Raw genomic sequence first — 25,421 nt, 5'->3', positions numbered from 1 at the left:
GCCAGCCGCTCGATACGTAGTTGGCCGCTGATCAATGGCGAAGGTCCGGTGACTAAGGTCGGCTGGACCCGCCACTCTCCGGGTACCCTAACCTAAGGAGCTGGACATGAGCGATACTCAGGTACGCAGCGAAACTGCAATGAAGACTGCGAGGACGCGAGGTCTCGACATGAAGCTCGAGATCATCGTCATCCCTGTTTCTGACGTCGATCGCGCCAAAAGATTTTACGGCGATCTGGGCTGGAGGCTCGACGCCGACTTCTCCTCTGGCGACGACTGGCGTGTGATCCAGTTCACGCCGCCCGGCTCCGGGTGCTCGGTCATCTTCGGCAAGAACGTCACCGCCGCCGCACCCGGATCCGCCCAGGGCCTGTATTTGATCGTCTCCAACATCGAGGCGGCGCGCAACGAACTGCTCCGGCGCGGCGTCGAGGTCAGCGAGGTATTTCACGCAGGGGGTGACGTGCACACGGGCGCGGACGAGCCGTTTCTGTCCGGGAGCCTGCGGGTCAGCGGGCCCGATCCCGAGCGTCAGAGCTACAGCTCGTTCGCCTCGTTCAACGATCCCGACGGCAATGGCTGGCTGTTCCAGGAGATCACCAGCCGGTTACCCGGACGCGTGGACGCGGACGAAACGAGCTTCGCGTCGTCCTCCGATCTCGCGGCCGCGCTTAAACGTGCGGCGGCCGCGCACGGCGAGCACGAGAAGCGGACCGGGCAGCACGATGAGGACTGGCCGGACTGGTACGCCGAGTACATGGTCCGGGAGCAGGCCGGCAAGTCGCTGCCGTCATGAGCAGCGATTACGACGCCATCGTCATCGGTGCCGGGCAGGCCGGGCCCTCCTTGGCCGGGCGCCTGACCGCCGCCGGAATGAAAGTCGCGATCGTCGAGCGCCACCTGTTCGGCGGAACCTGCGTCAACACGGGATGCATGCCGACAAAAACGCTGGTCGCCAGCGCTTACGCGGCCCACCTCGCCCGGCGGAGCGCCGAATATGGGGTCGCGATCGAGGCGCCAGTCGGGATCGACATGAAGCGGGTCAGGGCCCGGGCCGACACCGTCTCGACGAATGCCCGCGAGGGCGTCGAAAAATGGCTTCGCGGCATCGACGGCGTAACGGTGATCCAGGGGCACGCGCGGTTCGAAGGGCCGGGCGTCGTCCGGGTGGGCGAGAGTGTGCTGAAGGCTCCGCGCATCTTCATCAATGTCGGCGGCCGGGCGAACGTGCCCGACATGCCGGGCGTCGGCACGGTCGACTATCTCACCAACACGTCGATCCTGAAGCTCCAAACCGTCCCCCGGCACCTGGTCGTCGTCGGCGGGAGCTATATCGGGCTTGAGTTCGCCCAGATGTACCGGCGTTTCGGCGCGGAGGTCACCGTCGTCGAGATGGCGCCGCGGCTGATTGCCCGCGAGGACGAGGACGTGTCGGAGGCTGTCCGGGACATCCTCTCCGACGAGGGGATCGCGGTGCGGACCAGCGCCACCTGCATTGGGTTCAAGCCTCATGCGGACGGCGTGGCGGTCAACGTCGATTGCACGTCCGGGGAGCCGGTCGTGGTCGGTTCGCATGTGCTGCTCGCGGTGGGACGCCGGCCCAACACGGACGATCTCGGTCTCGACAAGGCCGGGGTGGCGGTCGACTCCCGGGGCTATATCGAGGTGGACGACGGCCTTTCCACCAATGTTCCCGGCATCTGGGCCATGGGCGACTGCAACGGCCGCGGAGCCTTCACCCACACGGCCTACAATGACTACGAGATCGTCGCCGCCAATCTCCTCGACGGCGACGACCGCCGGGTGAGCGACAGGATTTCCGCCTATGCGCTCTACATCGATCCCCCGCTCGGGCGCGTCGGCCTGTCGGAGACGGAGGCGAAGCAAACCGGTCACAAGCTGCTGGTCTCCAAGCGTCCGATGACACGGGTCGGGCGTGCGGTCGAGAAGGGCGAGACCAAGGGCTTCATGAAGGTCATCGCGGACGCGGAGACGAAGGAAATCCTCGGCGCGGCAATCCTCGGCGTGAGCGGCGACGAAACGATCCACGGGATCCTCGACATGATGAACGCCGGCGTCACCTATCCGGTGCTGCAATGGGCGGTCCCGATCCATCCGACCGTTTCGGAATTGATCCCGACGGTTCTCGGAGACCTGAAGCCCATTGCTTAGGCTGCGGAGGGATCCAAACGCAGACCTCAATGAGCTCATGTGGTTCTAGCGAGCTTCAAAGACATCATCTGTCTGGGCGGCCCCGCGCGCAAATTTCTTAGGGTCCCCGGGATTGTCTGGTTTCGCCAACTGGTATAATGACTAGTCCAGATGCAGCCGCCAGAGCTGCCGGAAACGCCGCCGAGGGGGCCTGCCCTTCTCAGTCATTACTGAAGTCTCAGAGCGCGCTCGCTGCCGATGCGAGCCGCGCGCGGAGGGCCCATGCCTACTCGGATTGAAGCGGATTATCTGATCGAAACCGCATACGATCCGCGATGGGCGGCCGAGGCTGCTGCCGGAGAGCAATCGAGCGGCACTTTCGTCCCGGTCCCCGGAGAGACTCCAGAGCTAAAGCAACGGTCTGCGGCGCGGACAGAGACCCTCGAAATCCTTGGCACCTCGTCGTCTCCGTCACTGCCAGGAGCAGGCGGAGCGAACGGCTCGGATACGACGTTCCAGAGGGCCAAAGTCACTCTGTCATGGCCCGTCGAGAACATCGGACCGTCGCTTCCCAATCTCGTTGCGACCGTCGCCGGCAATCTGTTCGAGCTCAAACAGTTCTCGGGATTGCGCCTGCTCGACATCCGCCTTCCCGACGCGTTCGCCGATGCCTATGCGGGTCCGAAGTTCGGGATCGACGGCACGAGGCGTCTCGCCGGCGTCGCCGACCGTCCGATCATCGGCACGATCGTCAAGCCGAGCGTTGGATTCGGCCCCAAGGAAACGGCGGCGCTGACAAAGCTGCTGTGCGAAGCGGGGCTCGATTTCATCAAGGATGACGAGCTGCAATCCGACGGCCCTGCCTGCCCGTTCGAGGATCGCGCTCGCGCCGTGATGCGGGTGATCAACGACCACGCTGAGCGGACAGGCAAGAAGGTGATGTTCGCGTTCAACCTCACGGGTGAACTCGACCAGATGCGCCGCCGGCACGATCTCGTTCTCGAACTCGGCGGCACCTGCGTGATGGCGAGCCTGAACTCGGTCGGCCTAGTGGGGATGATCGAACTCGGCCGCTTCACCGAACTGCCGATCCACGCCCACCGCAACGGCTGGGGCTATCTCTCCCGCTCGCCGATGCTCGGCTGGTCCTACGTGGCCTGGCAGAAGATCTGGCGCCTCGCCGGCGCCGACCACATGCACGTCAACGGATTGTCGAACAAATTCGCCGAGCCGGACGACAGCGTCGTCGCTTCCGCCCGCGAATGCCTGACCCCGATGTTCGCGCGGAAGCCTTGCGTTTCGATGCCAGTGTTCTCGTCCGGCCAATCGGCGAAGCAGGTTCCCGATACTTATGCCGCGCTGGGATCGGCCGACCTGATCTTTGCCGCCGGTGGCGGGATCATGGCCCATCCCGACGGACCGGCGGCGGGCGTGGCAAGCCTTCGCGAGGCCTGGGATGCGGCTCTCACCAGGGTTCCTCTGGCGGATTATGCGAAGGATCACGCGGCACTCGCCAAAGCGCTGGAGACCTATGCCACATGACGGCGCAGGCGCTCCCCGGCGGATGGCTGCTGAGCTTCTACGGCGACGACTACACCGGGTCGTCGGCGGTGATGGAGGTTCTGAGCTTCGCCGGCGTGCCGACAGTGTTGTTCCTCGGTTTGCCGACGGCCGAGCAGATCGCGCGCTTTTCCGATTACCGGGCGCTCGGCATCGCCGGGGTCGCTCGGGCGCGATCGCCGTCCTGGATGACGGAAAACCTGCCGCCGGTTTTTGACCTATTGGCGTCGCTGGGTGCGCCGATCGCCCATTACAAAGTCTGCTCGACCTTCGATTCGGCTCCCGAAATGGGATCTATCGGCAAGGCGATTGAACTGGCCGTGCCGCGGCTCGGCGGCGATTGGCACCCCCTGGTCGTGGCGGCCCCGGCGCTTGCCCGATACCAGGCTTTTGGAAACCTGTTCGCATTGATCGAAGGCGTCGGGCATCGCCTCGACCGTCACCCCGTGATGTCGAGGCATCCGGTGACCCCGATGCGGGAAGCGGACCTCCGCCTCCATCTCGGCCGTCAGACCGATATGTCTGTCGGGCTGATCGATCTCGTAACCCTGAAAAGCAAGCAGGCTGACATCGCGCTCCGGCGCGAACTAGACCACGGCCGAACGATCGTATCGTTCGATGTGATCGATGCCGAAACTCTTCGCGAGACCGGTCGACTGATCTGGGAAAACCGCGACGAGAGACTGTTCGCCGTCGGGTCGCAGGGCCTCGAATACGCGCTCGTCGCATATTGGCAGGCGGTCGGCGCCCTGTCGGCTCGGGATACGGCTGGCGAGACGCCACGGGTCGAGCGGATCGCCGTCGTCTCCGGCTCATGCTCGCCCACCACGGCCACGCAGATCAACCATGCGCTGCGTAGCGGCTTTGAGGGAATTCGACTCGATGCCACCCGGGCCGTCGACCCAACGGCCTGGGACCAGGAAATCAACAGCGGCATCGAGCAGGCGCTACGCGCCTTGAGTAACGGATACGATCCGCTGGTCTTCACCGCGAGCGGTCCGGACGACCCGGCCGTGCCCGCTTTGGGTGAGGCGATCGCGTCGAGCGGCGCTGTCGCCGGCGACGTTAACGTCCGCATAGGCGACGGTTTGGGAACGATCCTCGACCGCGTGACCCGGACGGCGAATCTCAAGCGGGTGGTGATATCCGGCGGCGACACGTCCGGGCAGGCCGGGATGGCGCTCGGCATCTATGCCGTCACGGCGCTCGCGCCACTCGTGCCCGGCTCGCCCCTTTGCCGCGCTTACGCCGACGGCCCTCACGACGGGCTGCAGATCGCCTTCAAGGGCGGGCAGATGGGTTCGCCGGATTTTTTCCTCGATGCCAGGGACGGCGGACAGAAAACTCGAAAAATGGGAGAGGAGAGGACATGAAGAAGATCGCTTTGCTCGGTGCGGGGGGCAAAATGGGGGTGCGGCTTGCGACCAACCTTCAGGGTTCGCCCTATGAGGTGCTGCATGTGGAGCCCTCCGACGAGGGCCGAGCCAGGCTCAAGGCGGCAACCGGGGCGGAATGCGTCGACGGCGACAATGCGCTGGCCGAAACCGATGCCGTTCTCATGGCCGTTCCGGATCGGCTGATCGGCAAGATCGCCCATACCTTCATCAACAAGGTAAGGCCCGGCACGGCGATCATCATGCTTGACGCCGCGGCGCCGCACGCCGGCGAGCTCCCCAGGCGCGACGACGTCACCTATTTCGTCACGCACCCCTGCCATCCACCGATCTTCAACGACGAGGTGACCGAGGCGGCGAAGAAAGACTTCTTCGGCGGCGTGCATGCAAAGCAGCACATCGTCTGCGCGCTCATGCAGGGGCCGGACGAGCACTATGCGATGTGCGAACAGATCGCTCGGACCATCTACAAACCGGTGATGCGCGCCCACCGTTGCACGGTGGAGCAAATCGCGATCATGGAGCCTGCGCTCGCTGAAACGATCGGGGCAACCATGTGCCTCGCTTTGCGCGAAGCCGTGGACGAAGCTGTGCGCCGGGGCGTTCCTCGGGAAGCCGCGACCGACTTCCTGCTCGGCCATCTGACGATCGAGTTGGCCATCGCTTTCGAGGTCTTTCCTGAAGGCAAGTTCTCGGACGGCGCGCTCTACGCCATCGATCAGGCGCGGCCGCAGATCTTCAGGGAAGGCTGGCTCGAACGGATCTTCGATCCCGCGGCCGTTCAGCGCTCGGTCGAGGAAATCTGCAATCCGCCGAAGGCGGCGTGACGACCACGGGAGGCGAACATCGCCTCCCCGACAATACCGCCGACAAGACCAAAACGGTCGCGGCGGTCCACTTCGCATTTTGGAGGAAATGCCATGTTGAAACTCACATCCGCGAGCGCCGCGGTCGCCGTCCTGTCGACGATTCTGCTGTCCACCTCGACCCTTGCCGCCGACGTCAAGGAGCGGACCCTCAAATTCGGTTACAGCACCTTCGAGGCCCATCCGCTCGGTCAGGGCGCCAACAAGTTCGTCGAGCTGGTCGGCAAGAAGAGCGACGGCAAGATCAAGATGAAGGTCTATCCCGCGACCCAGCTCGGCTCGGAAACCCAGACCATCTCCGCGACGCAAGGCGGCGTTCAGGACATCGTCGGCACGTCGACGGCTCCGTTGACCGGTCTGGTCAAGGAATACGCGATCTTCGATTTCCCGTTCCTGTTCGCCAACGCGAAGGAGGCCGATGCGGTCGTCGATGGTCCCGTGGGCCAGACGCTGCTCGCGAAGCTTTCCGAGAAGAACCTCGCGGGCCTCTGCTTTTTCGAGAACGGGTTCCGCAACGTTACCAACAGCAAGCGACCGATCACGAAGGGCGAGGACGTCGCCGGCCTCAAGATCCGGACGATGCAGAATCCCGTCTACATCGACTCCTTCAAAGCGCTCGGCGCGAACGCCGTGCCGATGCCTTGGCCGGAGGTCTATACCGCGCTCGAATCAGGCGCGATCGACGCGCAGGAGAACCCGTATGGCATCATCTCGGTCAACAAGCTGAACGAGGTGCAAAAGTACATCAGCGTCACCAAGCATGCCTATTCGCCGTGGGCCATGATCATGAGCAAGAAGCTCTGGGACGATCTTTCGAACGACGAGCGCAAGATCTTCGTCGACTCGTGCAATGAGGCGAAGGAGTTCCAGAGGAAGTTCAGCCGCGAGGAGGATGCGAAGATCGTCGCGGATCTCAAGTCGAAGGGGATGGCGATCAACGAGCTTTCGCCGGAGGAAGTCGCCAAGATCAAGGCGACCCTTCAGCCGGTGATCGACAAATATTCCGCGACCGTCGGAGCGGATCTCGTGAAACAGGCTCAAGCCTCGATTGCCGCCACCCAGTGATCACCTTGGTCCGCGCGGCCGGACAGGTCGCGCGGACCACACAACCGGACGCACCGGCAAAGTGGCATGATCGCCGAAAGGGCCGCGACAAACGACGGCCTGGCGAGGAGGAGGATTGGTCGTGTCGTACATCGTCGACGCCTATTTCTGGATTCTGAAGGTCCTGATCGCATTCCTGATGGCCGCGATGGTCGTCCTCGTCTTCGGCAACGTGGTGCTGAGATACGGCTTCAATTCCGGCATCACCCTCTCCGAAGAGGTGTCGCGCTGGATGTTCGTCTGGCTGACCTTCCTCGGCGCGATCGTGGCAATGCGCGAGAACGGACATCTCGGCGTCGACTCTCTCGTTCGCCGTCTGCCGCTCCTTGGCAAAAAGATCTGTTTCACGAGCAGCTACGTGCTGATGCTTTACGGCACTTCGCTCCTGCTCATCGGTAGCTGGCAGCAAAGCCTGATCAATTGGGATGTCGTGGCGCCGGCATCGGGCCTTTCCGTCGCTTGCTTCTACGCCGTTGGCCTGGTCTTCGGCGTCTCGACCATTCCCATTCTTCTCGTCGGTCTTTACCGCGTCCTGCTGGGGCGCGCCGACGAATCCGAACTCGTGACCATCCGTGAATCGGAGGAGGAGGACGTCGACAAGATCCAGAAGCGTCACCTCGCGGACCCGGAGGGATTCCACGGAATGCCGGCCGCTCCAGCCATCGGGGGGCGGACATGACGATCGTCGTCTTTGCGGGATCGCTTCTGGGCACCATGGCGATCGGCATGCCAATCGCCTTCGCGCTGCTCATCGCCGGCGTGGCGCTGATGCACTACCTCGACATCTTCGACCCTCAGATCATCGCCCAGAACATCATCAACGGCGCCGATTCCTTCCCGCTGATGGCGGTGCCGTTCTTCATGCTCGCCGGCGAGCTCATGAATACGGGCGGCCTGTCGAAACGGATCGTCAACGTGGCGCTCGCTCTGGTCGGGCACGTGAAGGGCGGACTGGGTTACGTCGCGATCCTCGCCGCCTGCGTGATCTCCGCTCTGTCCGGGTCGGCGGTCGCCGATGCGGCCGCGTTGTCAGCGCTGCTCGTGCCGATGATGACCCGCGCCGGGCACAGCAAGGCGCGGTCGGCCGGCCTGATCGCCGCGTCAAGCGTGATCGGACCGATCATTCCCCCGAGCATCGGCTTCGTCATCTTCGGGGTCATCGGCGGGGTTTCGATCACCAAGCTCTTTCTGGCTGGACTGGTACCGGGACTGATCATCGGCCTGGCGCTCGCCATCGCATGGTGGTGGGAAGTGAAGAAGGAAGACGTCGTGCCTCCGCCGAAGCAGAGTAGCCGCGAGATCGTGCGCGCCCTTGTAGACGGTGTGTGGGCGCTGATGCTTCCGGTGATCATCATCGTCGGCCTGAAACTCGGTGTCTTCACACCAACCGAATCCGCGGTCGTCGCAGCGGTCTACTCGCTGTTCGTAGCCACATGCGTCTATCGAGAACTAAAGGTCGACGAACTGTTCGGCGTGTTCGTCGCGGCCGGGAAGACAACGGCAATCGTCATGTTCCTGGTCGCGGCCGCCTTGGTCTCGTCCTGGCTGATCACCGTGTCGGACATCGCCAACGATCTGGTCGCGCTGCTTCAGCCTTTAATGGATAACCAGACGCTCCTGCTCCTCGCGATTATGGCTGTGGTCATCGTTGTCGGCACCGCGATGGACATGACCCCGACAATTCTTGTGCTCACGCCGATCCTGATGCCAATCATCAAGAGCGCAGGCATCGACCCGGTCTATTTCGGCGTCCTGTTCATCGTGAATAATTCGATTGGGTTAGTTACGCCGCCAGTCGGGACAGTGCTTAACGTGGTCTCCGGCGTAGCGAAGATCAGCATGGAGGATCTCATGAAGGCCGTTTGGCCATTCATGCTCGTGCAGTTCGTCGCGTTGCTGTTGATGGTGCTGTTCCCGGCGTTGGTGATGTGGCCGGCGAGTTTGCTGCATTGAACAAACGCGGTGGGTGCACCGCTCGAGGTAAGTGTGAAACCGATGGAGCCGCGGATAACAGACGTGTCGGAGACGATTGTCCGACGGAAGCTCTCTCACGAGGTGTTTGATCGTCTCAAGGCGATGATCACCACGGGCGAGCTCGCGCCGGGAGATGCAATGCCGTCGGAACGCGACTTGATGGAGCGTTTCGGCGTGGGCCGTCCTGCGATCAGGGAGGCCATGCAGGCACTCGCCAATAACGGCCTGCTTGCGATCTCTCACGGTGAGCGTGCGCGCGTCCGGCAATTGAGTGCCAGATCGCTCTTCGAGCAGGTGGACCTCACGGCCAATATGCTGCTTTCAGCCTCGCCGGCCAGCCTCGAGCATCTCAAACAAGCTCGCCGCTTCTTCGAGCGCGCCATGGTGCGCGAGGCCGCTGCGAACGCGACGAGCGAAGACGTCAATCGGCTGCTGGAAACGCTCGACCAACAGACAAAAGGCGTCAGTGATCCTCACGCCTTCATCTCGGCAGACATGCGATTTCACACCCAGATCGCAGCGATTTCTGGAAATCCGATCTTCGAGGCCGTCAGCGAGGCAATGCTCGGATGGCTGCGTCGCTACCATACCGAGATGCTGCTCTGGAGCGGCAAGGAGAACCTCACGTTGGTGGAGCACCGGCAGATCATCGAATATATCGAGCAGCACGATCCCGACCAGGCCGAGGCTGTCATGATCAAGCATCTGGACAGGTCGAGCGCTCTCTACACCCATCCAGCCTGATCGTATCCGCCTCGGCAGATCCTATGCCGAGAGTAGCTCGGCGACACTATCCAGGTCCGGCGGCGAGCCGGGCGAACACTGCGGCCACCGCCGCGGCACCCGGATCCCGGACCCCGATCAGATCGGCTTCATTGAGGTAGCTCGACCGACCTGAGCGTGTGCTGCCGATCGATTCGGTGGCCTTGGCGCCGGCCTCCGCAGCCGCTGAGGCGGCTGCCATGTCGTCTCCCGCCTGAAGCGCTCGCAAGGCAGGGAGCAGCGCGTCGATCATCGTGCGTTCGCCCTCCTTCGCGCCCCCATAGTGCTGCATGCGGTCCACGCCTGTGCGCAAGGCGTCGGGCCAGGACGCGCCGCGTTCCATCTCCTTGCCGGCCGCCGCTGCGAAGATCGACAACAGAACGCCGCTCGATCCACCCATGGTCTTGGAAAGGCGCTCGGCGATGGCGCGGCACAGCTTCGCGGGCTCGGCCAGAGGAAGGCGGTCCATATCGGCGAGGAGCTGACGGGCTCCCGCCCCGAACGTGGAGCCGGTGTCTCCGTCTCCGACTCGCGCGTCGAGGGCGTTCAAGCTTGCTTCCTGCCTCATGAGTTCGTCGCAGACCGCCGTCAGGACCTCACGCGCAACGCGATCCTCGCTGGCTGGATAGCCGGCGCCCTCAATGCCGGCAGGCATGGGTTCGACCTTGAGCGGTCGCATGATGCTTGTACCCGGCCAGGCCGGCGCGGTCGTTGGCGCGCGGAGCGCGGAGCGCAATACGTCGTCGAGCACCAGGACGGTTACGGAAAAGCCCTTCATGTCGAGCGACGTCATCAGCGGCGCCGGGCCGACGACAAGCTCGACCCGCTCCGCCAGCGGACCTGCGAGCAGCACTCGCGTCACCACCGCCATCTCGATCGCAGGCAGCCCGCCGAGATTGTTGAGGAGCAGCGCGATGGGACCGGAGACCCGGGCAAGCGCGGGTGCCATCCGTTCCAGCATCTGGGCGACGAGAACCTCGGCGCTGGCGAGCCGCACCTTCGCGACGCCAGGCTCGCCATGAATGCCGAGCCCCATCTCCACCTCGTCGCTGCCGAGCCGGGCCTCCATATGCTGACCCGGGATCTCGCAGGTCGACAGGGACAGGCCTAGGCTGAAGACATTGACCGAGGCGTGTTCGGCGGCCGCTCGCACTGCGGCCAGCGAACCGCCCTGCTCCGCCGCGTGTCCGGCCGCCTTGTGCACCAGAACGGTCCCGGCGATCCCGCGGGGGCTTCCGCCCGCGGTCGCGACGTCGTCTCCGACGATGACCATCTCGACATCCAGGCCGCGAGCGCGCGCCTTCTCCGCGGCAAGCCCGAAATTGAGGCGGTCGCCAGTGTAGTTCTTGACGATGAGCAGGCAGCCCGACGGCCCGGTGACGGCGAGGATCGCGGCAAGGACTGCATCGACGCTGGGAGACGCGAATATCTCGCCGCACACCGCTGCGGTCAGCATGCCCTGACCGACGAAACCGACATGCGCCGGCTCGTGGCCGGAGCCGCCGCCCGAGATGATCGCGACCTTGGAGCGGTCCCAGTCGGTGCGGAGCGCCACCTTGATGTTCGGATATCCATCGAGACGCGTCAGCATTCCGCCGGAAGCGAGGACGGCACCGTCCACGGCCTCGGTAACGATCGCGTCCCGCTCGTTGATCACGTGCTTCATGGCCCTCGGCTCCCTTTCGACGCCCTTCCCGGCTGGTCTTCGTCCATGGCCTGCCTCAACATCCCCAGCGCAAGGCCGGAGTGTCGACCGGCTCGTCCCACGCCGCCGTCATCTCCGCATCCAGGCGCGTCACAGTCAGCGAGCAGCCTGCCGTATCCAGCGACGTGACATAGGTGCCGACGAGCCGGCGCACGATCCGCGCACCGGCCGCCGACAGCGCCTCTTCGGCAAGGCCGAACATCAGGTGCAGCTCCATCAGCGGCGTTGCGCCGAGACCGTTGACGAACAGCAGGATTTCCTCGCCCGCGAGGGAGCCGGTATCGGCGATGATGGCGGCGACCATGTCATCGACCAGCGCCCGCGCGGGCCGAAGCGAAGCGCGACGCCGGCCGAGCTCGCCATGGATGCCCACACCGAACTCGATCTCCTCGGGACCAAGCTCCACGGTCGGGCCGCGCACGAAATGCGGGGAGCAGCTCGAAAGGGTGACGCCAATCGTCCGCGTGCGCTCGACGACCCTTTCGCCGAGTTCTCGTAGCATCTTCAAATCAAGGCCACGCTCGGCTGAAGCGCCGAGGATCTTCTCGACGACGAGCGTGCCTGCGAGACCGCGCCGCTCGCCATCCGCCGAACTGCCGACAAGAACCTCGTCCCCGACCACGACGGTCTGCACGGCGCGGTCGGCCGCCTCGGCGGCCATGGCGAAATTCAGCCGGTCACCGGCGTAGTTCTTCACGATGAGCAGGCAACCGGCGCCCACCTCGACCGCGCCCATCGCCGCTTCTACCTGGCCCGGAGTTGGGGAGGTGAAGATGTGGCCGGGACATGCCGCGTCCAGCATTCCGGTCCCGACGAAGCCGGCATGCAGCGGCTCGTGACCGGAGCCGCCGCCGGAGATGAGCGCCACCTTGCCGGGCACCGTATGCCGCCGGCGCACGAAGCGTGCATTCTCGCCAAGCACGACGTGGTCGGGATAGGCGGCGGCGAAACCCGCCAGCCCTTCGGCTGCGGCATCGTCGATCCGGTTGACGAACTTCTTCACGAGCCGACTCGCCCCGCCGCGATCCTCACTCCAGCAGCTTGCCGAGGCCGCGGATGAAATCGATCACCAGCTTGTCGACGGATCTGTTGCGAGTCTCGTCGTCGAGGTCGGGCAGATAGACGACGAGCGGCCGCAGGCGCAAATCGGCACCGGCCTGCGCAATGCGACCGGGATGTGCCGCCGAATAAGCCGCCATGAAGATTGCGCGTTCGGCCGGCGACAAATGACAGACGTCGAGGATGGTCGACACATGCTGGGCGGGAATCGGGGTGTCGTACCGGGCGCTCGTCATCTGCGAGACGAAACTGCGGTTCCGCCCCAAAGTCGCGGCGATCCGGCCACGGGTTCCCGATGGCCGCCGGTCGATCAGTTCCTGGAGGATCAGCTTGTAGGCTCTGACCCTCGCGGCCCTGTCGTTGCCCTCGTCCACCGTCATAGGCCGTCATCCCTGGTTTCTCCACGCGGAAGCAGTGGCAGATACGCGTACCGAAGCCCTCACTGCCGCAAGCGCCGACGGCGGCACCGAGAGCGAGCGAACCCCACAGGAAAGGAGCCATTTCGTCCTGCTCGGGTCCGCGGCGACATCGCCGCACACCGCGACTCCCACGCCCAGTTCCCGACCGGCCTGGACGACCGCCTCGATCAGCCGGGTCATCGCCGGATGGTCGACGGCCGCGAGCGAGGCCATGGACGCATCCTCCCGCGGGATGGCCATGGTGTATTGGAAGAGATCGTTCGATCCGATGGAGAAATACGCCACACCGTCGAAAAGATTTGCGGCGAGGGCGGCCGCCGGGACCTCGATCATTAACCCGAGCGGGGGCACGGCCGCGTCGATACCGCGCCGTCGCAACGTTTCGACTTCCTCAACGAACAGCGCGCGGGCCTCGCGGAATTCTGCTTGCGTGGTCACCATCGGGAACATGACCGAAAGATTGTCGGCCCCGGCGGCGGCACGAGCCAATGCCCGCAATTGCACCCTGAAAATCTCGATCCTCCGGAGTGAGAGCCGCAATCCACGCAGGCCGACCTTCGCTCGGCCTTCGGGATCGGCGAATCCGTGCACCGGTTTGTCGTCGCCGGCATCGACCGTGCGAATGCGGACCGGCCGGCCGGCCGCCCACTCCAGGAGACGCCGATAGGCGAGCAGCTGGCGTTCCTCTGATATGATGTCTTCCGGCTCCGAGAGCAGGAATTCGCTTCGGACCAGCCCGATGCCGTCGCACGTATCAGGGTCGAGGCGATCGAGCTCGGCCAGATCCGAGATGTTGACCATGACCTCGGCACGCGGGCCATCTGCGGTCTCTGTCGCAGGCACGGGTGAAACTGCGCTGCTAACTGGGCGACGCTCGATATCATTGCCGCCCTGCCGTGAAAGCTGCAACACGGCAACGCCCGCATCTCCGTCGACCAGGGCGTGCGTCGCATCGGGAGCGTCGGCCTGTCCGATATCGACGATCATCGGCACGCCTCGAGCCCGCGCCAGAACGGCCAAATGCGAGGAAGGACTCCCGCGCCGCAGGACCAGGCCACCGCCCGCCCAGTCGATCGACAGGAATTCGGAAGGAGCCAGATCGTCCGCGAGCACCACATGCCCCGGCGGAACGGAGCGCGCCGTCGCCGTGCCGCACAGATGCGCGAGGACGCGTTGGCGAACGTCGAGAATATCCGGTGCGGAATTCCTCAACACATCGCTGCCTGATGCCAGAAACAGGTCCACCTCCGCATCGGTGGCCGTGCGCCACGCGGCATCGGTGGACATGCCCTCTTCCATCAGTTCGCGCACCCGGCCTCGCAAGGCCGGATCGTCGAGGAGCGCGGCCTGGAAGCCGATGATCTCTGCCGTGGGGCCGCACTCCGTGCCGGCAAGCCTCTCCAGATCGATCCGCGACGCCTCAATCGCTTCGTCGAGGCTCATAGCGAGGCCCGCCCCTCCACCCGCGCGAGCAGACCCGGGTGGCGGCCGAAGCCGGTAAAGCGGCCCGAAGGCCAGCCCGCCGGCCGCGGGCTTTCCAGGAAGCCGGGAGCCGGCTGTCGCAGCGGTCGTCACGGCGCGTTGTCCGGGGAACCGGCCGTCTCGCCTCCACCCGGCTCGTCGAACGAACGCTCCGCAAGTGCGGCGATGGCGGAAAGCGCCGTTTCCGCATCGGCGCCGCCGGCCCGGAAATGGAACGTGTCGCCCGGACCGATCCGCAGCCCCATGACCCGCAATACGCTCTTCGCGTCCACCCATTTCCCGTCGTCGCGCGCGGACATTTCGATGCTGGCGTCGAACGACTTGGCGAGCATCGTGAGCTTCACCGCCGGCCGTGCATGCAGCCCGCCAAAGTTGGGAAGAGCAAACGAGCGTATCACTGGCGGCGCCCCGCACTCGTTTTGGACGGTACCGACCGGCACCGCGCGCCGGCCTCTTCCGCGGTTGCCAGGACGGTGGCGAGAGCGGCGCCGCTCGCCGCCTCGGTTGCCGCCAGGACAGCGCCTTCCACCACGGGCGCGTTGGCGACGACGACCTTGCGCCGCCGCTCGGGCGGCAGCGCTTCGATCGCCATCTCGCTGTTGGTCTCGGCACCGCCGAGATCGACCATGACGACGACACCGCGCTCGGACCACGCACGATCGATCGCAGCCCTGATGTCGGACAATCTGGTGCCGAGAACGCCCTCGCCGACACCGCCGCACCACGCAAGCGGAACGCGGTCACCGACCATCTGACGGACCATGTCCGCCGCGCCCTCGGCCACAAGCGGCGAATGCGAAACGATGACGATGCCGACGACATCGGTCATGGCGCGTCCTCCCAGACCCTGCAGATTGCGGCGACTGCGAGCGCGCTCGACAACGCGCCCGGATCCATGTGGCCGATCGAACGCTCCGACAGGAACGCGGCACGCCCGCGCCTCGCTAGCATGGGTATTGTGCTTTCAGCCGCTTCGCTCGCGGCCGCCTCGATCCCAGCGGCGTCGAGGCCGTGGGAGAAGGCGCTTTCGGCGGAAACGAGAACGTCCAGCATCGTCTTTTCACCGGGGGAGGCGTTGCCTCTGCGCGCCACGGCGGAGACGGCATCCCGCAGCCCCATGTTCCAGTCGTCGCGGTTTGGGTGGAGCGATACCGTCCGTCCCAGCGACAGGAAGAACGAGCCGTAGAGCGGCCCCGCCGCACCGCCGATGGATTCCACGAGCACATGCCCGATATCCTGAAGTGCACTCGGCAGCGGTCGTGCGACGATCGCGTCCCGCTCGGCGAGCACCGCTTCGGCGCCGCGCTTCATGTTCGTGCCGTGGTCGCCGTCGCCGATCGCGCTATCGAGCTTCGTCAGTTCGTCGGCATGATCGATCCAGCACCGCGCCACGGCGTCGACAGCGCGCCCGACCTGTTCCGTGCCGGTCATTGCCGCGCCTCCTGTCCGGCGTGGATCCGCGCGCCGTCGGCGGCGAAGAACAGAGGCGCGCGCAGCGACAGCCCGACCGCGCGATCCGCCTCAAGTGCAACATGGGGATCGGCGAGCAGCACCAGTTTGTGGCCTTCAACATCGACATGCAGGAAGGTCTGGTCGCCGAGCCGCTCCACCTTGCCGATCCGGGCCTTCGACGCCGAGGAACTTGGATCGCCTAACACGACATGTTCCGTGCGGACGCCGATGACGCTGGTGCCGGTGGGTTCCGACCCCGCTGGAATGACGCCCGCTGGCAGCAGATTGATGCGCGGGGTGCCGAGCCGCGTCGCGACGTACACGCTGGCGGGATTCTCGTAGATCTCACGCGGAGTGCCGCATTGCACGAGCCGGCCGTTCTCCAGAATGCCGATGCGGCTCGCCATCGTCATCGCCTCGATCTGATCGTGCGTGACGTAGAGCAGGGTCGCGCCGGTATCCTGCTGGATCCGCTTCAATTCGAGCCGCAGGTCCGAGCGCAGCCGCGCGTCCAGCGAGGACAGTGGTTCGTCCATGAGGTAGATGTTCGGCCGTCGGACAAGCGCGCGCCCGATACCGACCCGCTGCATCTCGCCGCCCGAAAGTTGCGTCGCCTTGCTGTCGAGCTTGTGGGAGATATGCACAGTTTCGGCGACTTCGCGGACGCGGACATCGATGTCCTCCTTCGAAAGCCGCCGCAGCGGCGATTTCAGCGGGAAGGCAAGGTTGTCGTAGACCGTCAAGTGCGGATAAAGCGAGTATTGCTGGAAGACGAAGGCGCAGTCCCGCTCGGCGGGCTCGCTGTGGGTCACGTCGCGCCCGCCGATCGAAACCGAGCCCTTGTCCGGCCGCTCGAGACCGGCGATCAGGCGCAGGGTTGTCGTCTTGCCGGCACCGGTGGGTCCCAAAAGCACGAAGAATTCGCCGTGGCGGATGTCGAGCGAGAGATCGTCGACAGCCAGCCGCTTGTTGAACGTCTTGCTCAGACCTTTCAGCCGGACGTCAGCCATTTGCGCCTCCCGGCTGAATGCCAGCACTCGTCGTGGTGCGCAGAGCGCGGCCATTCGCCCCGTCGAACAGCGACAGGCGCTCCGTCTTGAAGACGAGGCCCGGAGTCTCGCCGCGCCGGACAGTCGTTCCGGACGAGACGCGCGCCCGCACCAGGCCATACGACGTGGAAAGCGTCACGATCTGGGTTGTGCCGAGATATTCGACGCCCATCACCTCGGCACGCAGCCCGCCTTCGTCGACCAGGCGCACATGCTCCGGCCGTGCACCGAGGATGAGTCGGATCGATCCCGCAGCCTCGGCGAGACGGGGTATGGCGATCGGACGGCCGTCGAGCCGGATTTCCGTCGCACCCGGCTGGAGCGCCGCCTCGCATGGCAAGAGATTCATCGGCGGCGATCCGATGAAATCGGCGACGTAGGTCGACGCGGGATTGTCGTAGATTTCCTGTGGGGTGCCGAACTGCTCGACGACCCCGTGGTTCATCACGGCGATCTTGTCGGCCATCGACATGGCCTCCATCTGGTCGTGCGTCACATAGACGGTGGTCGCGCCGATGCGGTCGTGCAGGCCGCGCAGCTCATGCACCATCATGTCGCGGAATTCCGCATCGAGCGCCCCAAGCGGCTCGTCCATCAGGAATGCCTTGGGTCTCCGCACGATCGCCCGCCCCAGTGCAACGCGTTGGCGGTCGCCGCCGGCCAGCCCCGAAACCGGCATGTCGAGGAGATGGTCGATCCGCAGCAGGCGCGCCGCCTCCTGCACCGCGGCCTTGATCTCGGCCTTCGGCATGCCCTGGCTGACCAGTGGAAAGGCGATGTTCTTGCGCACGTTCATGTGCGGGTAGAGCGCGAACAGCTGGAATACGAAGGCGATGTCGCGTTGCGAGGCGCGCTTGAACGTCACGTCCTCGCCACCCAGCAGGATGCGGCCCGATGTCGGCAGTTCCAGCCCCGCGATCATGCGCAATGTCGTCGTCTTCCCGCACCCGGACGGGCCGAGCATGACGAAGAACTCGCCGTCACGGACAGTGAAGTTTGATTCCACCACAGCGGTGAAAGTGCCGAAGGATTTGTGGAGGTTCTCGACCCTGATCTCTGCCATGCCGCTAATCCGGAAAATGGCTGACGACGAGGAACATCGCGGTCCCGCCGAGGATGACCGCGAACGACCAGCCGTAGAGGTCGATCGAAAGCGGCTGCATCAGCATGACGACACCTGCGCCGATCAGGATGGTGGCGACCATTTCCCATGGCGCGCGGCGCAGGCGCAGCAACCCGCTGACGAAGCCGGGCGGACGGGCCTCGATGTTCGTTCGGCGAGAATGTTCGTCCACGATCATTTGCGCACCGCTCCGAACGTGATCCCGCGCAGCAGATGCTTCCGCAACAGGATGGTGAAGACGAAGATTGGAACGAGGAACAGCGTGGTTGCGGCCGATACCGCCGGCCAGTCCTGGCCGCCCTCGCCGATGATGAACGGGATGAAGGGCGGCATGGTCTGCGCCTCACCGGAGGTCAGCAGCACCGCGAACGCATATTCGTTCCAGGCGAAGATCAGGCAGAAGATCGCGGTCGCCGCGATCCCCGTCGCGGCCTGCGGCAGCACGGTCAGCCGGAACGCCTGCAGCCGCGTATAGCCGTCGACCATCGCCGCATCTTCGTATTCGCGCGGGATCTCGTCGATGAAGCCCTTGAGCAGCCAGACCGCCAGCGAGACGTTGACCGCGGTGTACAGCAGGATCATCCCGAGCCGGCTGTCGGTCAGTCCGAGCTCCCGGTACATCAGATAGATCGGGATCGCGACCGCCACCGGCGGCATCATCCGCGTCGACAGGATGAAGAACAAAAGATCGTCCTTCAGCGGCACCTTGAAGCGCGAGAACCCGTAGGCGGCAAGCGTTCCGAGCAGCACCGCGAGGAACGTCGAGCCGAACGCGATCACAATCGAATTAACGAAGCGCGGGACGACGTTTGAAGGACCCGCGATCACCATATTGCGACTGCGCGCGATCTCGTCGCAAACATCCTCGGCGGGGGGCAGCGACGCGATATATTCGGGCGGTTGGCGGGTGCGCGTCGTGAACAGGTTACAATAGCCCTCGAGCGTCGGCTCGAAGACAACCTTCGGCGGATACGCGATCGAATCCGGCGGCGTCTTGAAGCTCGTCAGCACGATCCAGACGAGCGGGATCATGGTGATCACCGCATAGGTGATGACGATCGTACCGGCGATCCACCGCGACGTGGAGGATGGGGCGACGACGGAATGTGCGGTGCTGAGAGCGGGCATCTCGATCGTCCTACCGCTGCTTCACTCGGTTGAGGGCTTTCACGTAGATGTTCGCGAGCCCGAATACCGTGACGAACAGGATGACGGCGAGCGCCGATGCATAGCCCGTCCGCCAACTTTCGAACGCGGCGCGCTTCAGCGTGATCGAGGCAACCTCGGTCGTCGAACCGGGCCCACCCGAGGTGAGCAGGTTCACAAGGTCGAACATCTTGAAGTTCTCGATGCCGCGGAACAGCACCGCGAGCATGATGAACGGCAGCGCCATCGGCAGGGTGACCGACCAGAACTGGCGCAACGGCGACGCGCGATCGACTTCCGCGGCCTCGTACAGATAGTCGGGAATGGAACGCAGCCCGGCGAGGCAGATCAGCACGACGTAAGGCGTCCACATCCACACATCGACGATGATGATGGACCAGGGTGCGAGCTGCACGTCGCCAAGCATCTGGAACGAACCGGGCGACACCCCGAGCACCGGGGCGACGATCGCATTGAACAGGCCGTTCTGCGGCTGGTACAGGAACTTCCAGAAGTTTCCGACGACGGCCGGCGGCAGCATCATCGGGATCAGGATCACCGTCGTCCAGAAGGCGTGTCCACGGAACTTCCGGTCGATCAGATAGGCGATCGCGAAGCCGAGCACCGTTTCGATGGCGATCGTCGCGATCACGAAATGCGCGGTCGCTTGCATCGATTCCCAGACATCGGGATCGCTGAGGATCTGCTCGTAATAGGTCGTGCCCATTCCGCGGAGTTCGGCGTTCGGCCGGTTCGCGCGGTAATTCGTGAACGAAAGGTAGACCGTCCACAGCAGCGGAAACAGGTTGATCGCCAGCAGCAGAACGATTGTCGGCGAGATGAACAGCCAGGCAATGGTCCGGTCGGACAGCCCCCTGAACCGTACGGACACCGGGTCTGGGTGGCGCCGGATCACCTGTTCCACCAGGCCCGGTCTCGAAGTCGTGGACGCTTCGGTCATCGCTCTCTCGTCACAAGGAACAAGGCGGTGATCGCGCCGGGCGGGCCCGGCGCGATGATTGCCGGAAGCTCTGTCTAGAGCTTGTTCTCCTCCTCAAAGACGGAGGTCCAGTCCTTGACCAGCAGGTCGAGCGCCTCCTGCGCGGTACCCTTGTCCGCGACTACATAGTCGTGGGTGCGGCGCTGCATCGCCTGGAGCAGTTGGGCATAGGCAGGCTCGGCCCAGAAGTCCTTCACGATGGCCATCGAGTCCAGGAACTGCTGCGCGAAGGGAGCGCTCGCCGGGAAGCTCGGGTCGTCCAGCACCGCCTTGGCGCAGGAATAACCGCCGAGCGACCACCACTTCTTCTGCACGTCCGTCGCGGCGAACCATTTGATGTAGGCGAGCGCGTCCTGCTTCTTGTCCGAATACGACACGACCGAGATGCCCTGTCCGCCGAGCTGGGCGAAATGGCCCTTGGGGCCGGCCGGATTGACGAAGAAGCCGATGCGCTTGCCGCCGACCGCCGGGTCCTTGTAGAGGCCGGGGAAGAAGGCGAAGAAGTTCATTTGCAAGGCGACCTGGCCCGACTTGAACGCATCGAGACCTTCGGCCATGTAGCCGTCCGAGCTGCCGGGCGGGGTGCAGCAGTCATAAAGGCTCTTGTAGAATTCGAGTCCCGCGGCGGCATCCTTGGAATTCACGAAGCCCTTCATTTCATAGGGCTTCTTCGGATTGTCGTACTGGAAGCCGTAATCGTAGAGGACGTTGGTCACGCCCATCGTGATGCCCTCCGAGCCGCGCTCGGTATAGATCGACGCTCCATAGACCTTCTTGCCGTCGATCATACGGCCCTGGAAGAATTCGGCGATCTGCTTCAGCTCGTCATAGGTCTTCGGCACATCGAGCTCGCGCCCGTACTTCGTCTTGAACTCCGCGCGCAGTTCCGGCCGTTCAAACCAGTCCTTGCGGTAGGTCCAGCCGACCGCATCACCCATCGCTGGCAGTGCCCAATAGTTCGGTGAGTTCTTCGGCCATTCGGAATAGCCAACGACCGTCGCCGGAGCGAAGTCGTTCATCGAGATTCCTTCCTTCTCGAAGAAATCGTTCAGCTTGACGTAATGGCCGTTCTCGGCGGAGCCGCCGACCCACTGGCTGTCGCCGATGATGAGGTCGCAGAGTTTACCGCGCGAGTTCAGTTCATTGAGGAAGCGGTCGGCATAGCTCGTCCACGGGACGAACTCGAACTTCATCGCGATGCCGCTCTTGGCGGTGAAATCCTTCGACAGTTCGACGAGCGCGTTGGCTGGATCCCAGGCGGCCCAGCATAGAGTCAAGGATTTGTCTTGGGCAGCCGCGCCGTTTGAAGACAGGCAAAGGGCCAACATCCCGCTCGCGGCAAACGCCGCACGCAGAAGCACTTTCATATCGTCCTCCCCTTGCCGAGCGTTCAACAGCGGGGGGCTTTTACCCTCTGATCCACTGCTCGCGACCGTGTGTCACGATCTGCTCAGCGAATTAAGTAGGAAGTTTATAACTAAACATGTCAAGCGCTTTTCGCGCTCGCCCGGTGGATGAGATCGTTGCCGAAGAAAATTGGTTCGGGTTGACCGGGTCGGGTAGGCCCAGCTGGCCTTCGACAATCGCCGTTCCGACGTGTCAGTCGCAGAAACTCGTTCGCCCTCGGACCTTAACCTTCGACGCCGATCGAACGCGCCCAATAGATCTTGATTTGCCCGACGAGCGCAGGCGGCAGCGGCACATAGCCGAGCTCGGCTGCCGCGGACCCACCCTTCTCAAGCGACCAGCGGAAGAAGTCGAGGGTCGCACGCACGCCGCGTGATGCCGGTTTGGCATTCGACACCACGACGAAGGTCGTCGCGACGATCGGGTAGGCATCCGGGCCCGCGGCATCGGTCAGCAGCAGGTTGAAATCGCTGGCTGCGGTCCAATCCACGCTTGCCGCGGCAGCCTGAAAACTGTCCCGGCTCGGTACGATGAAATTCCCGGCACGGTTCTTCAGCGCCGCATAGGACAGGCCGGATTTCTGCGCCTGCGCGAATTCGACATAACCAATCGAGTTCAGCGTGCCCTTCACCGCGTCGGCGATACCGCCATTGCCTTTTGCGCCGAGACCGACCGGCCACGCCACGGAGAGGGCGCGGCCGATCTGGGTCTGCCAGTCGGTGCTGACCTTCGAGAGGTAGTCGGTGAAATTATAGGTGGTTCCCGAACCGTCCGAACGCCGAACCACGTTGATCGCCACATCAGGCAGTTTCAGCTCGGGATTCAGTGTCTTGATCGCTGAGTCCGACCACATTTTGATGCGGCCGAGATAGATGTCGGCGAGGATCTCGCCCGTGAGTTTCAACTGACCGGGTTCGACGCCTCCGACGTTCACCGCGGCGACTACGCCACCGATAACGATCGGGAATTGAACGAGACCCAGCGTTTCCAGCTCCTTCGATCCGAGCGGTACGTCGGTCGCTCCGAAATCCACTTCCCTCGCCCGCACGCGCATGATGCCTGCTTGCGATCCGATCGGCTCATAATCGAGGCCCGATCCGACAGGCTGGAATTCGGCGTCGGACTGTTCCCTCTGATACGCCTGCGACCAGCGGTTCAGCACCGGATGAGCGAAGGTCGAACCCGCTCCGGTAACGCCCTGGGCGACAGACGGCGAATCCGACAGGCAGAGAATGGCGGCGGCCGCGGCCGCGAGAAGAGCAAGCCTCATTGATGTGCTCCAATCGGCGATCAGCGCCGTACATATTGGTCAGAGCGAACGGGCCGCCTCCGGAGAGGCGGCACTCGATCACGCTGGCACCGGGGCGCCGGCGAGCGGCAGTTCCGGGCCGGTCTCGGCCACCGGACGCGGGCGAACGGTGCGTGACACCGAGCGGCGCTCGGCATCGATACGTTCGATCAGCACGAAGGCGCGCTCCGCGCTGCCGAGAAGCGCGAGCAGCGAGCCGCGCTCGGCCGCCGGAAGTTCGGGCCCGAGCTTCAGGCACTGCTCGCGCAACACCGCGATTTCGGGCAAGCGGGTTTCCACGTCGGCGGCGACTGCCGTCTCGCCATCCGCCTCGCGGGCGAGAACCGTCATCGCCTCGGCGATCTTATCGAGCACCACTTCGGCAAGAGCGCGGCCGGCCGTCGAGAAGTTCTCGCGCTCGACGCGACGGGCAGTCTGGTAGAGCGTCTCGCCCAGGCTCGCGGTGAAGTCGGCCTCCTCGATCAGGCTCGCGACGAGGTCTGTCTGCGCATATGGCAGCTCCGGCCTGAACATGCCTGCCGTATACGTCCGTATCTCGCGGCTCAGGATATCCGTAGAGGAGTAATGATCACGGGTATCCTTCGGCGCGGTTTTGCTGCCGCGGCCGATGTCGAGGAACAGCCGCGCCGCGTCGAGATAGCGGGCGAGTTCCTTCTGCACGGCCGGCACCGCGCGACTCGGATCGGCCTGATCCTTCGGATCGAGATAGCGGGCGTGAGAATAGTCCTCGACGTCCTCCGACGCGTCGTGGCCGACACGCAGGAGAACACGCTCGAACACGCTGACGAAGGGGAAGAGGAGAGCCGTGTTGAAGAGGTTGAAGCAGGTCGAGTAGATGCCGACCGCGACCGGGACGAGCGGGAAGATCTCCTTTCCGTCGACCACCTGCGCGACTCCTGGATCACCGCCGAACCAGCCCATGATGTGGGTCAGGAGGATCATCGACGGGAAGAACAGCGGCAGCATCACCGCGACGCCAATGAAGTTGAAAGAGATATGAGCGTAGGCCGCGCGTTTGGCGTTCTTGGTCAGGTTCAACGAGGCGATCCAGGACGTGATCGTGGTACCGAGATCGGCGCCGAGAGAAAACGCGACGGCAGTCTGCCACTCGAGGACGCCGGCCGCGCCGAGACCCATCACGATGCCGATTGTCGCCGAGGACGAATGGATCATCGCCGTGATGCCGGCTGCGATCAGCACGCAGGTGATCAGTCCCGTGAAATTATCGGCGTTGAGGCTCGATATCGCCTCCATCACCTCGGGCATGGAGCGCAGCGGCCGCAGGCCACCGGTCATCAAATTCAGGCCATAGAAGATGAGCGAGAAGCCGATGCAGGCCAGCGCGATGTTGCGGACCTTGTGATTGTTCGAGAACACATAGATCAGCGCGAAGAAGCCGGCGAGCAGAAGTCCTAGAGGACCGAGCGGCAGCGCGATCAGGCCGTTGCCGAGCGTCGTGCCGATATTCGCTCCCATGATGACGCTGATCGCCGGGCGCAAACCCAGCACGCCGGCATTGACGAGGCCGACCACCATCACCGTCATCGCGGTCGAGGACTGGATGATGCCGGTGATGAAGGTGCCGGCCATCACCCCCTTGATCGGGGTGCCGGCGATCTGGCCGAGCAGCGTTCGCATCCGGCTGACGGCGAGAGCCTGGATGCCATTGGACATGAATTCGAGGCCGAGCATGAAGATGCCCAAACCTCCGACGACCGGAACGAGAATGTCCTTGAAGATATCGGCCTGCATAGCCCGCCCCTCGTTGACGGCCGGCTGCCAGCATCCGTGCGGCGCCGATCCCTAACGAGAGGTTGACGATGGTCCGTGACGCGCTAACGACGAAAGTCTTAGAGACTTAGTTCAGTGCAAGCCGGGTCGGGCCCTTTCAGGCCCGGTTGCTATCGGTCAGTCTCTGCGCCGCAGCAAGCAGCGTCTTGCGGTCGTTGCCGTATTTCTTGATCAGCTCATAGACTTGGCTGCGGGCAATACCCGCGTCGAGTGCGAAGGCGGCGACCTCGCATTCGTCCAGACCGGAAATGCAGGTGCGTTCGGCTTCGAGCCGAAGAAGTGGGTCCTCGCCCATCGGAAAGCTCCAAATGTTCGCTCGTTGCGTAAAGCAACGGACGGCCTCGGAAGTTCCCGGGCGCGACGTCTTGAACCCGTCTTCGCCCTACGCGGCACTCCGCCTGTTCCCCGGACCGCGGCGGATCAGCCGGCGCACCTGGAAGATCGATGCATCGGTTTCCGCCGCCTCGGCCTGTGCGACACTGCTGAAGAAGATCGCCTGGGTCTCCAGCATCTTCCTGATGATCGGGTTCGGTTCGCTCGCTGCCTCTCGCGCCAAACGCTCACTCTCGTCACGAAACTCAGACACATCCATCACGGCTTCAGCCCCCTCTAGGCACCCGATGCTCTCAATGGTTGCGGCGAGTGTCGAGGAACATTTTCGTGTTCGG

At 64.2% G+C, this 25,421-nt stretch carries 26 protein-coding genes; 9 read left to right on the top strand and 17 right to left on the bottom strand.

All coding sequences use genetic code 11. The annotated features are described in order from the left end of the window. The first annotated feature begins 106 nt into the window (after positions 1 to 106). The 9 genes from ACFPFW_RS03735 to ACFPFW_RS03695 all read left to right on the top strand — a co-directional run bounded on the left by ACFPFW_RS03735 (position 107) and on the right by ACFPFW_RS03695 (position 9,793). A complete protein-coding gene (locus ACFPFW_RS03735) occupies positions 107 to 796 on the top strand; it encodes a VOC family protein (protein ID WP_114957515.1) in 690 nt (229 codons plus the stop codon). Next, complete coding sequence (locus ACFPFW_RS03730) at positions 793 to 2,172, top strand: FAD-containing oxidoreductase (protein ID WP_114957514.1); 1,380 nt, start codon at positions 793 to 795, stop codon at positions 2,170 to 2,172. The genes ACFPFW_RS03735 and ACFPFW_RS03730 overlap by 4 nt, the downstream gene beginning before the upstream one ends. 261 nt (positions 2,173 to 2,433) lie before the next feature. Beyond that, positions 2,434 to 3,693: a ribulose-bisphosphate carboxylase large subunit family protein gene (locus ACFPFW_RS03725; protein ID WP_114957513.1), complete on the top strand. Its 1,260-nt coding sequence runs from the start codon at positions 2,434 to 2,436 to the stop codon at positions 3,691 to 3,693. Beyond that, entirely contained in the window at positions 3,690 to 5,084 is a 1,395-nt protein-coding gene (locus ACFPFW_RS03720) for a four-carbon acid sugar kinase family protein (RefSeq protein WP_114957512.1), read from the top strand. The genes ACFPFW_RS03725 and ACFPFW_RS03720 overlap by 4 nt, the downstream gene beginning before the upstream one ends. After that, entirely contained in the window at positions 5,081 to 5,932 is an 852-nt protein-coding gene (locus ACFPFW_RS03715; RefSeq protein WP_114957511.1) for a phosphogluconate dehydrogenase C-terminal domain-containing protein, read from the top strand. Before ACFPFW_RS03720 ends, ACFPFW_RS03715 begins: the two co-directional genes overlap by 4 nt. Positions 5,933 to 6,025: 93 nt before the next feature. Further along, a complete protein-coding gene (locus tag ACFPFW_RS03710) occupies positions 6,026 to 7,036 on the top strand; it encodes a TRAP transporter substrate-binding protein (protein ID WP_114957510.1) in 1,011 nt (336 codons plus the stop codon). A gap of 121 nt (positions 7,037 to 7,157) precedes the next feature. Beyond that, a complete protein-coding gene (locus tag ACFPFW_RS03705; protein WP_114957549.1) occupies positions 7,158 to 7,754 on the top strand; it encodes a TRAP transporter small permease in 597 nt (198 codons plus the stop codon). Further along, positions 7,751 to 9,028 (top strand): TRAP transporter large permease, encoded by a 1,278-nt coding sequence (locus tag ACFPFW_RS03700; protein WP_114957509.1) that lies wholly within the window; start codon positions 7,751 to 7,753, stop codon positions 9,026 to 9,028. Before ACFPFW_RS03705 ends, ACFPFW_RS03700 begins: the two co-directional genes overlap by 4 nt. Positions 9,029 to 9,070: 42 nt before the next feature. Then, a complete protein-coding gene (locus tag ACFPFW_RS03695) occupies positions 9,071 to 9,793 on the top strand; it encodes a transcriptional regulator NanR (RefSeq protein ID WP_379769496.1) in 723 nt (240 codons plus the stop codon). Between the two features lie 46 nt (positions 9,794 to 9,839). On the opposite strand, the gene ACFPFW_RS03690 is transcribed toward ACFPFW_RS03695, so the two are convergent. The 17 genes from ACFPFW_RS03690 to ACFPFW_RS03610 all read right to left on the bottom strand — a co-directional run bounded on the left by ACFPFW_RS03690 (position 9,840) and on the right by ACFPFW_RS03610 (position 25,348). Next, a complete protein-coding gene (locus tag ACFPFW_RS03690; protein ID WP_114957508.1) occupies positions 9,840 to 11,477 on the bottom strand; it encodes a dihydroxyacetone kinase subunit DhaK in 1,638 nt (545 codons plus the stop codon). 55 nt (positions 11,478 to 11,532) lie between these two features. Then, positions 11,533 to 12,519, bottom strand: a complete 987-nt coding sequence (locus tag ACFPFW_RS03685) for a dihydroxyacetone kinase subunit DhaK (RefSeq protein ID WP_114957507.1) — start codon at positions 12,517 to 12,519, stop codon at positions 11,533 to 11,535. Between the two features lie 25 nt (positions 12,520 to 12,544). Further along, on the bottom strand, positions 12,545 to 12,955 hold the full coding sequence (locus ACFPFW_RS03680; RefSeq protein ID WP_114957506.1) for a hypothetical protein: 411 nt from the start codon (positions 12,953 to 12,955) through the stop codon (positions 12,545 to 12,547). 6 nt (positions 12,956 to 12,961) lie between these two features. Then, on the bottom strand, positions 12,962 to 14,569 hold the full coding sequence (locus tag ACFPFW_RS03675) for a putative PEP-binding protein (protein WP_162799717.1): 1,608 nt from the start codon (positions 14,567 to 14,569) through the stop codon (positions 12,962 to 12,964). Then, positions 14,566 to 14,874, bottom strand: a complete 309-nt coding sequence (locus tag ACFPFW_RS03670) for an HPr family phosphocarrier protein (RefSeq protein WP_114957504.1) — start codon at positions 14,872 to 14,874, stop codon at positions 14,566 to 14,568. The genes ACFPFW_RS03675 and ACFPFW_RS03670 overlap by 4 nt, the downstream gene beginning before the upstream one ends. Next, on the bottom strand, positions 14,871 to 15,305 hold the full coding sequence (gene dhaM / locus ACFPFW_RS03665) for a dihydroxyacetone kinase phosphoryl donor subunit DhaM (RefSeq protein WP_114957503.1): 435 nt from the start codon (positions 15,303 to 15,305) through the stop codon (positions 14,871 to 14,873). The genes ACFPFW_RS03670 and dhaM overlap by 4 nt, the downstream gene beginning before the upstream one ends. After that, positions 15,302 to 15,907 carry a dihydroxyacetone kinase subunit DhaL gene (gene dhaL, locus ACFPFW_RS03660; protein WP_114957502.1) on the bottom strand — a complete coding sequence of 202 codons (606 nt, stop codon included), beginning with the start codon at positions 15,905 to 15,907 and terminating at the stop codon, positions 15,302 to 15,304. Before dhaL ends, dhaM begins: the two co-directional genes overlap by 4 nt. Beyond that, a complete protein-coding gene (locus tag ACFPFW_RS03655; RefSeq protein ID WP_114957501.1) occupies positions 15,904 to 16,938 on the bottom strand; it encodes an ABC transporter ATP-binding protein in 1,035 nt (344 codons plus the stop codon). The genes dhaL and ACFPFW_RS03655 overlap by 4 nt, the downstream gene beginning before the upstream one ends. Then, the gene (locus ACFPFW_RS03650; RefSeq protein ID WP_114957500.1) at positions 16,931 to 18,040 is read right to left on the bottom strand and encodes an ABC transporter ATP-binding protein; all 1,110 of its coding nucleotides are present in this window, start codon (positions 18,038 to 18,040) and stop codon (positions 16,931 to 16,933) included. Before ACFPFW_RS03650 ends, ACFPFW_RS03655 begins: the two co-directional genes overlap by 8 nt. 4 nt (positions 18,041 to 18,044) lie before the next feature. Then, positions 18,045 to 18,278, bottom strand: a complete 234-nt coding sequence (locus ACFPFW_RS03645) for a hypothetical protein (RefSeq protein WP_114957499.1) — start codon at positions 18,276 to 18,278, stop codon at positions 18,045 to 18,047. Beyond that, on the bottom strand, positions 18,275 to 19,228 hold the full coding sequence (locus ACFPFW_RS03640; protein ID WP_114957498.1) for a carbohydrate ABC transporter permease: 954 nt from the start codon (positions 19,226 to 19,228) through the stop codon (positions 18,275 to 18,277). The genes ACFPFW_RS03645 and ACFPFW_RS03640 overlap by 4 nt, the downstream gene beginning before the upstream one ends. Positions 19,229 to 19,238: 10 nt before the next feature. After that, positions 19,239 to 20,207, bottom strand: coding sequence for a carbohydrate ABC transporter permease (locus tag ACFPFW_RS03635; RefSeq protein ID WP_114957497.1), 969 nt, complete (start codon positions 20,205 to 20,207; stop codon positions 19,239 to 19,241). Positions 20,208 to 20,281: 74 nt separating this feature from the next. Then, positions 20,282 to 21,574 (bottom strand): ABC transporter substrate-binding protein, encoded by a 1,293-nt coding sequence (locus ACFPFW_RS03630; RefSeq protein ID WP_379769493.1) that lies wholly within the window; start codon positions 21,572 to 21,574, stop codon positions 20,282 to 20,284. Between the two features lie 302 nt (positions 21,575 to 21,876). Beyond that, positions 21,877 to 22,923, bottom strand: coding sequence for a phosphate ABC transporter substrate-binding protein PstS (gene pstS, locus ACFPFW_RS03625; protein ID WP_114957495.1), 1,047 nt, complete (start codon positions 22,921 to 22,923; stop codon positions 21,877 to 21,879). 78 nt (positions 22,924 to 23,001) lie between these two features. Then, on the bottom strand, positions 23,002 to 24,714 hold the full coding sequence (locus ACFPFW_RS03620; RefSeq protein WP_114957494.1) for a Na/Pi cotransporter family protein: 1,713 nt from the start codon (positions 24,712 to 24,714) through the stop codon (positions 23,002 to 23,004). A 136-nt stretch (positions 24,715 to 24,850) separates the two neighbouring features. Beyond that, the gene (locus tag ACFPFW_RS03615) at positions 24,851 to 25,048 is read right to left on the bottom strand and encodes a DUF3606 domain-containing protein (protein ID WP_114957493.1); all 198 of its coding nucleotides are present in this window, start codon (positions 25,046 to 25,048) and stop codon (positions 24,851 to 24,853) included. 87 nt (positions 25,049 to 25,135) lie between these two features. After that, positions 25,136 to 25,348 carry a hypothetical protein gene (locus tag ACFPFW_RS03610; protein WP_162799716.1) on the bottom strand — a complete coding sequence of 71 codons (213 nt, stop codon included), beginning with the start codon at positions 25,346 to 25,348 and terminating at the stop codon, positions 25,136 to 25,138. Between the last annotated feature and the right edge of the window lie 73 nt (positions 25,349 to 25,421).

This window comes from Flaviflagellibacter deserti (assembly GCF_042652085.1).
Classification (GTDB): Bacteria; Pseudomonadota; Alphaproteobacteria; order Rhizobiales; family Methylopilaceae; genus Flaviflagellibacter; species Flaviflagellibacter deserti.
This window is presented reverse-complemented; position numbering and strand designations above follow the sequence as displayed.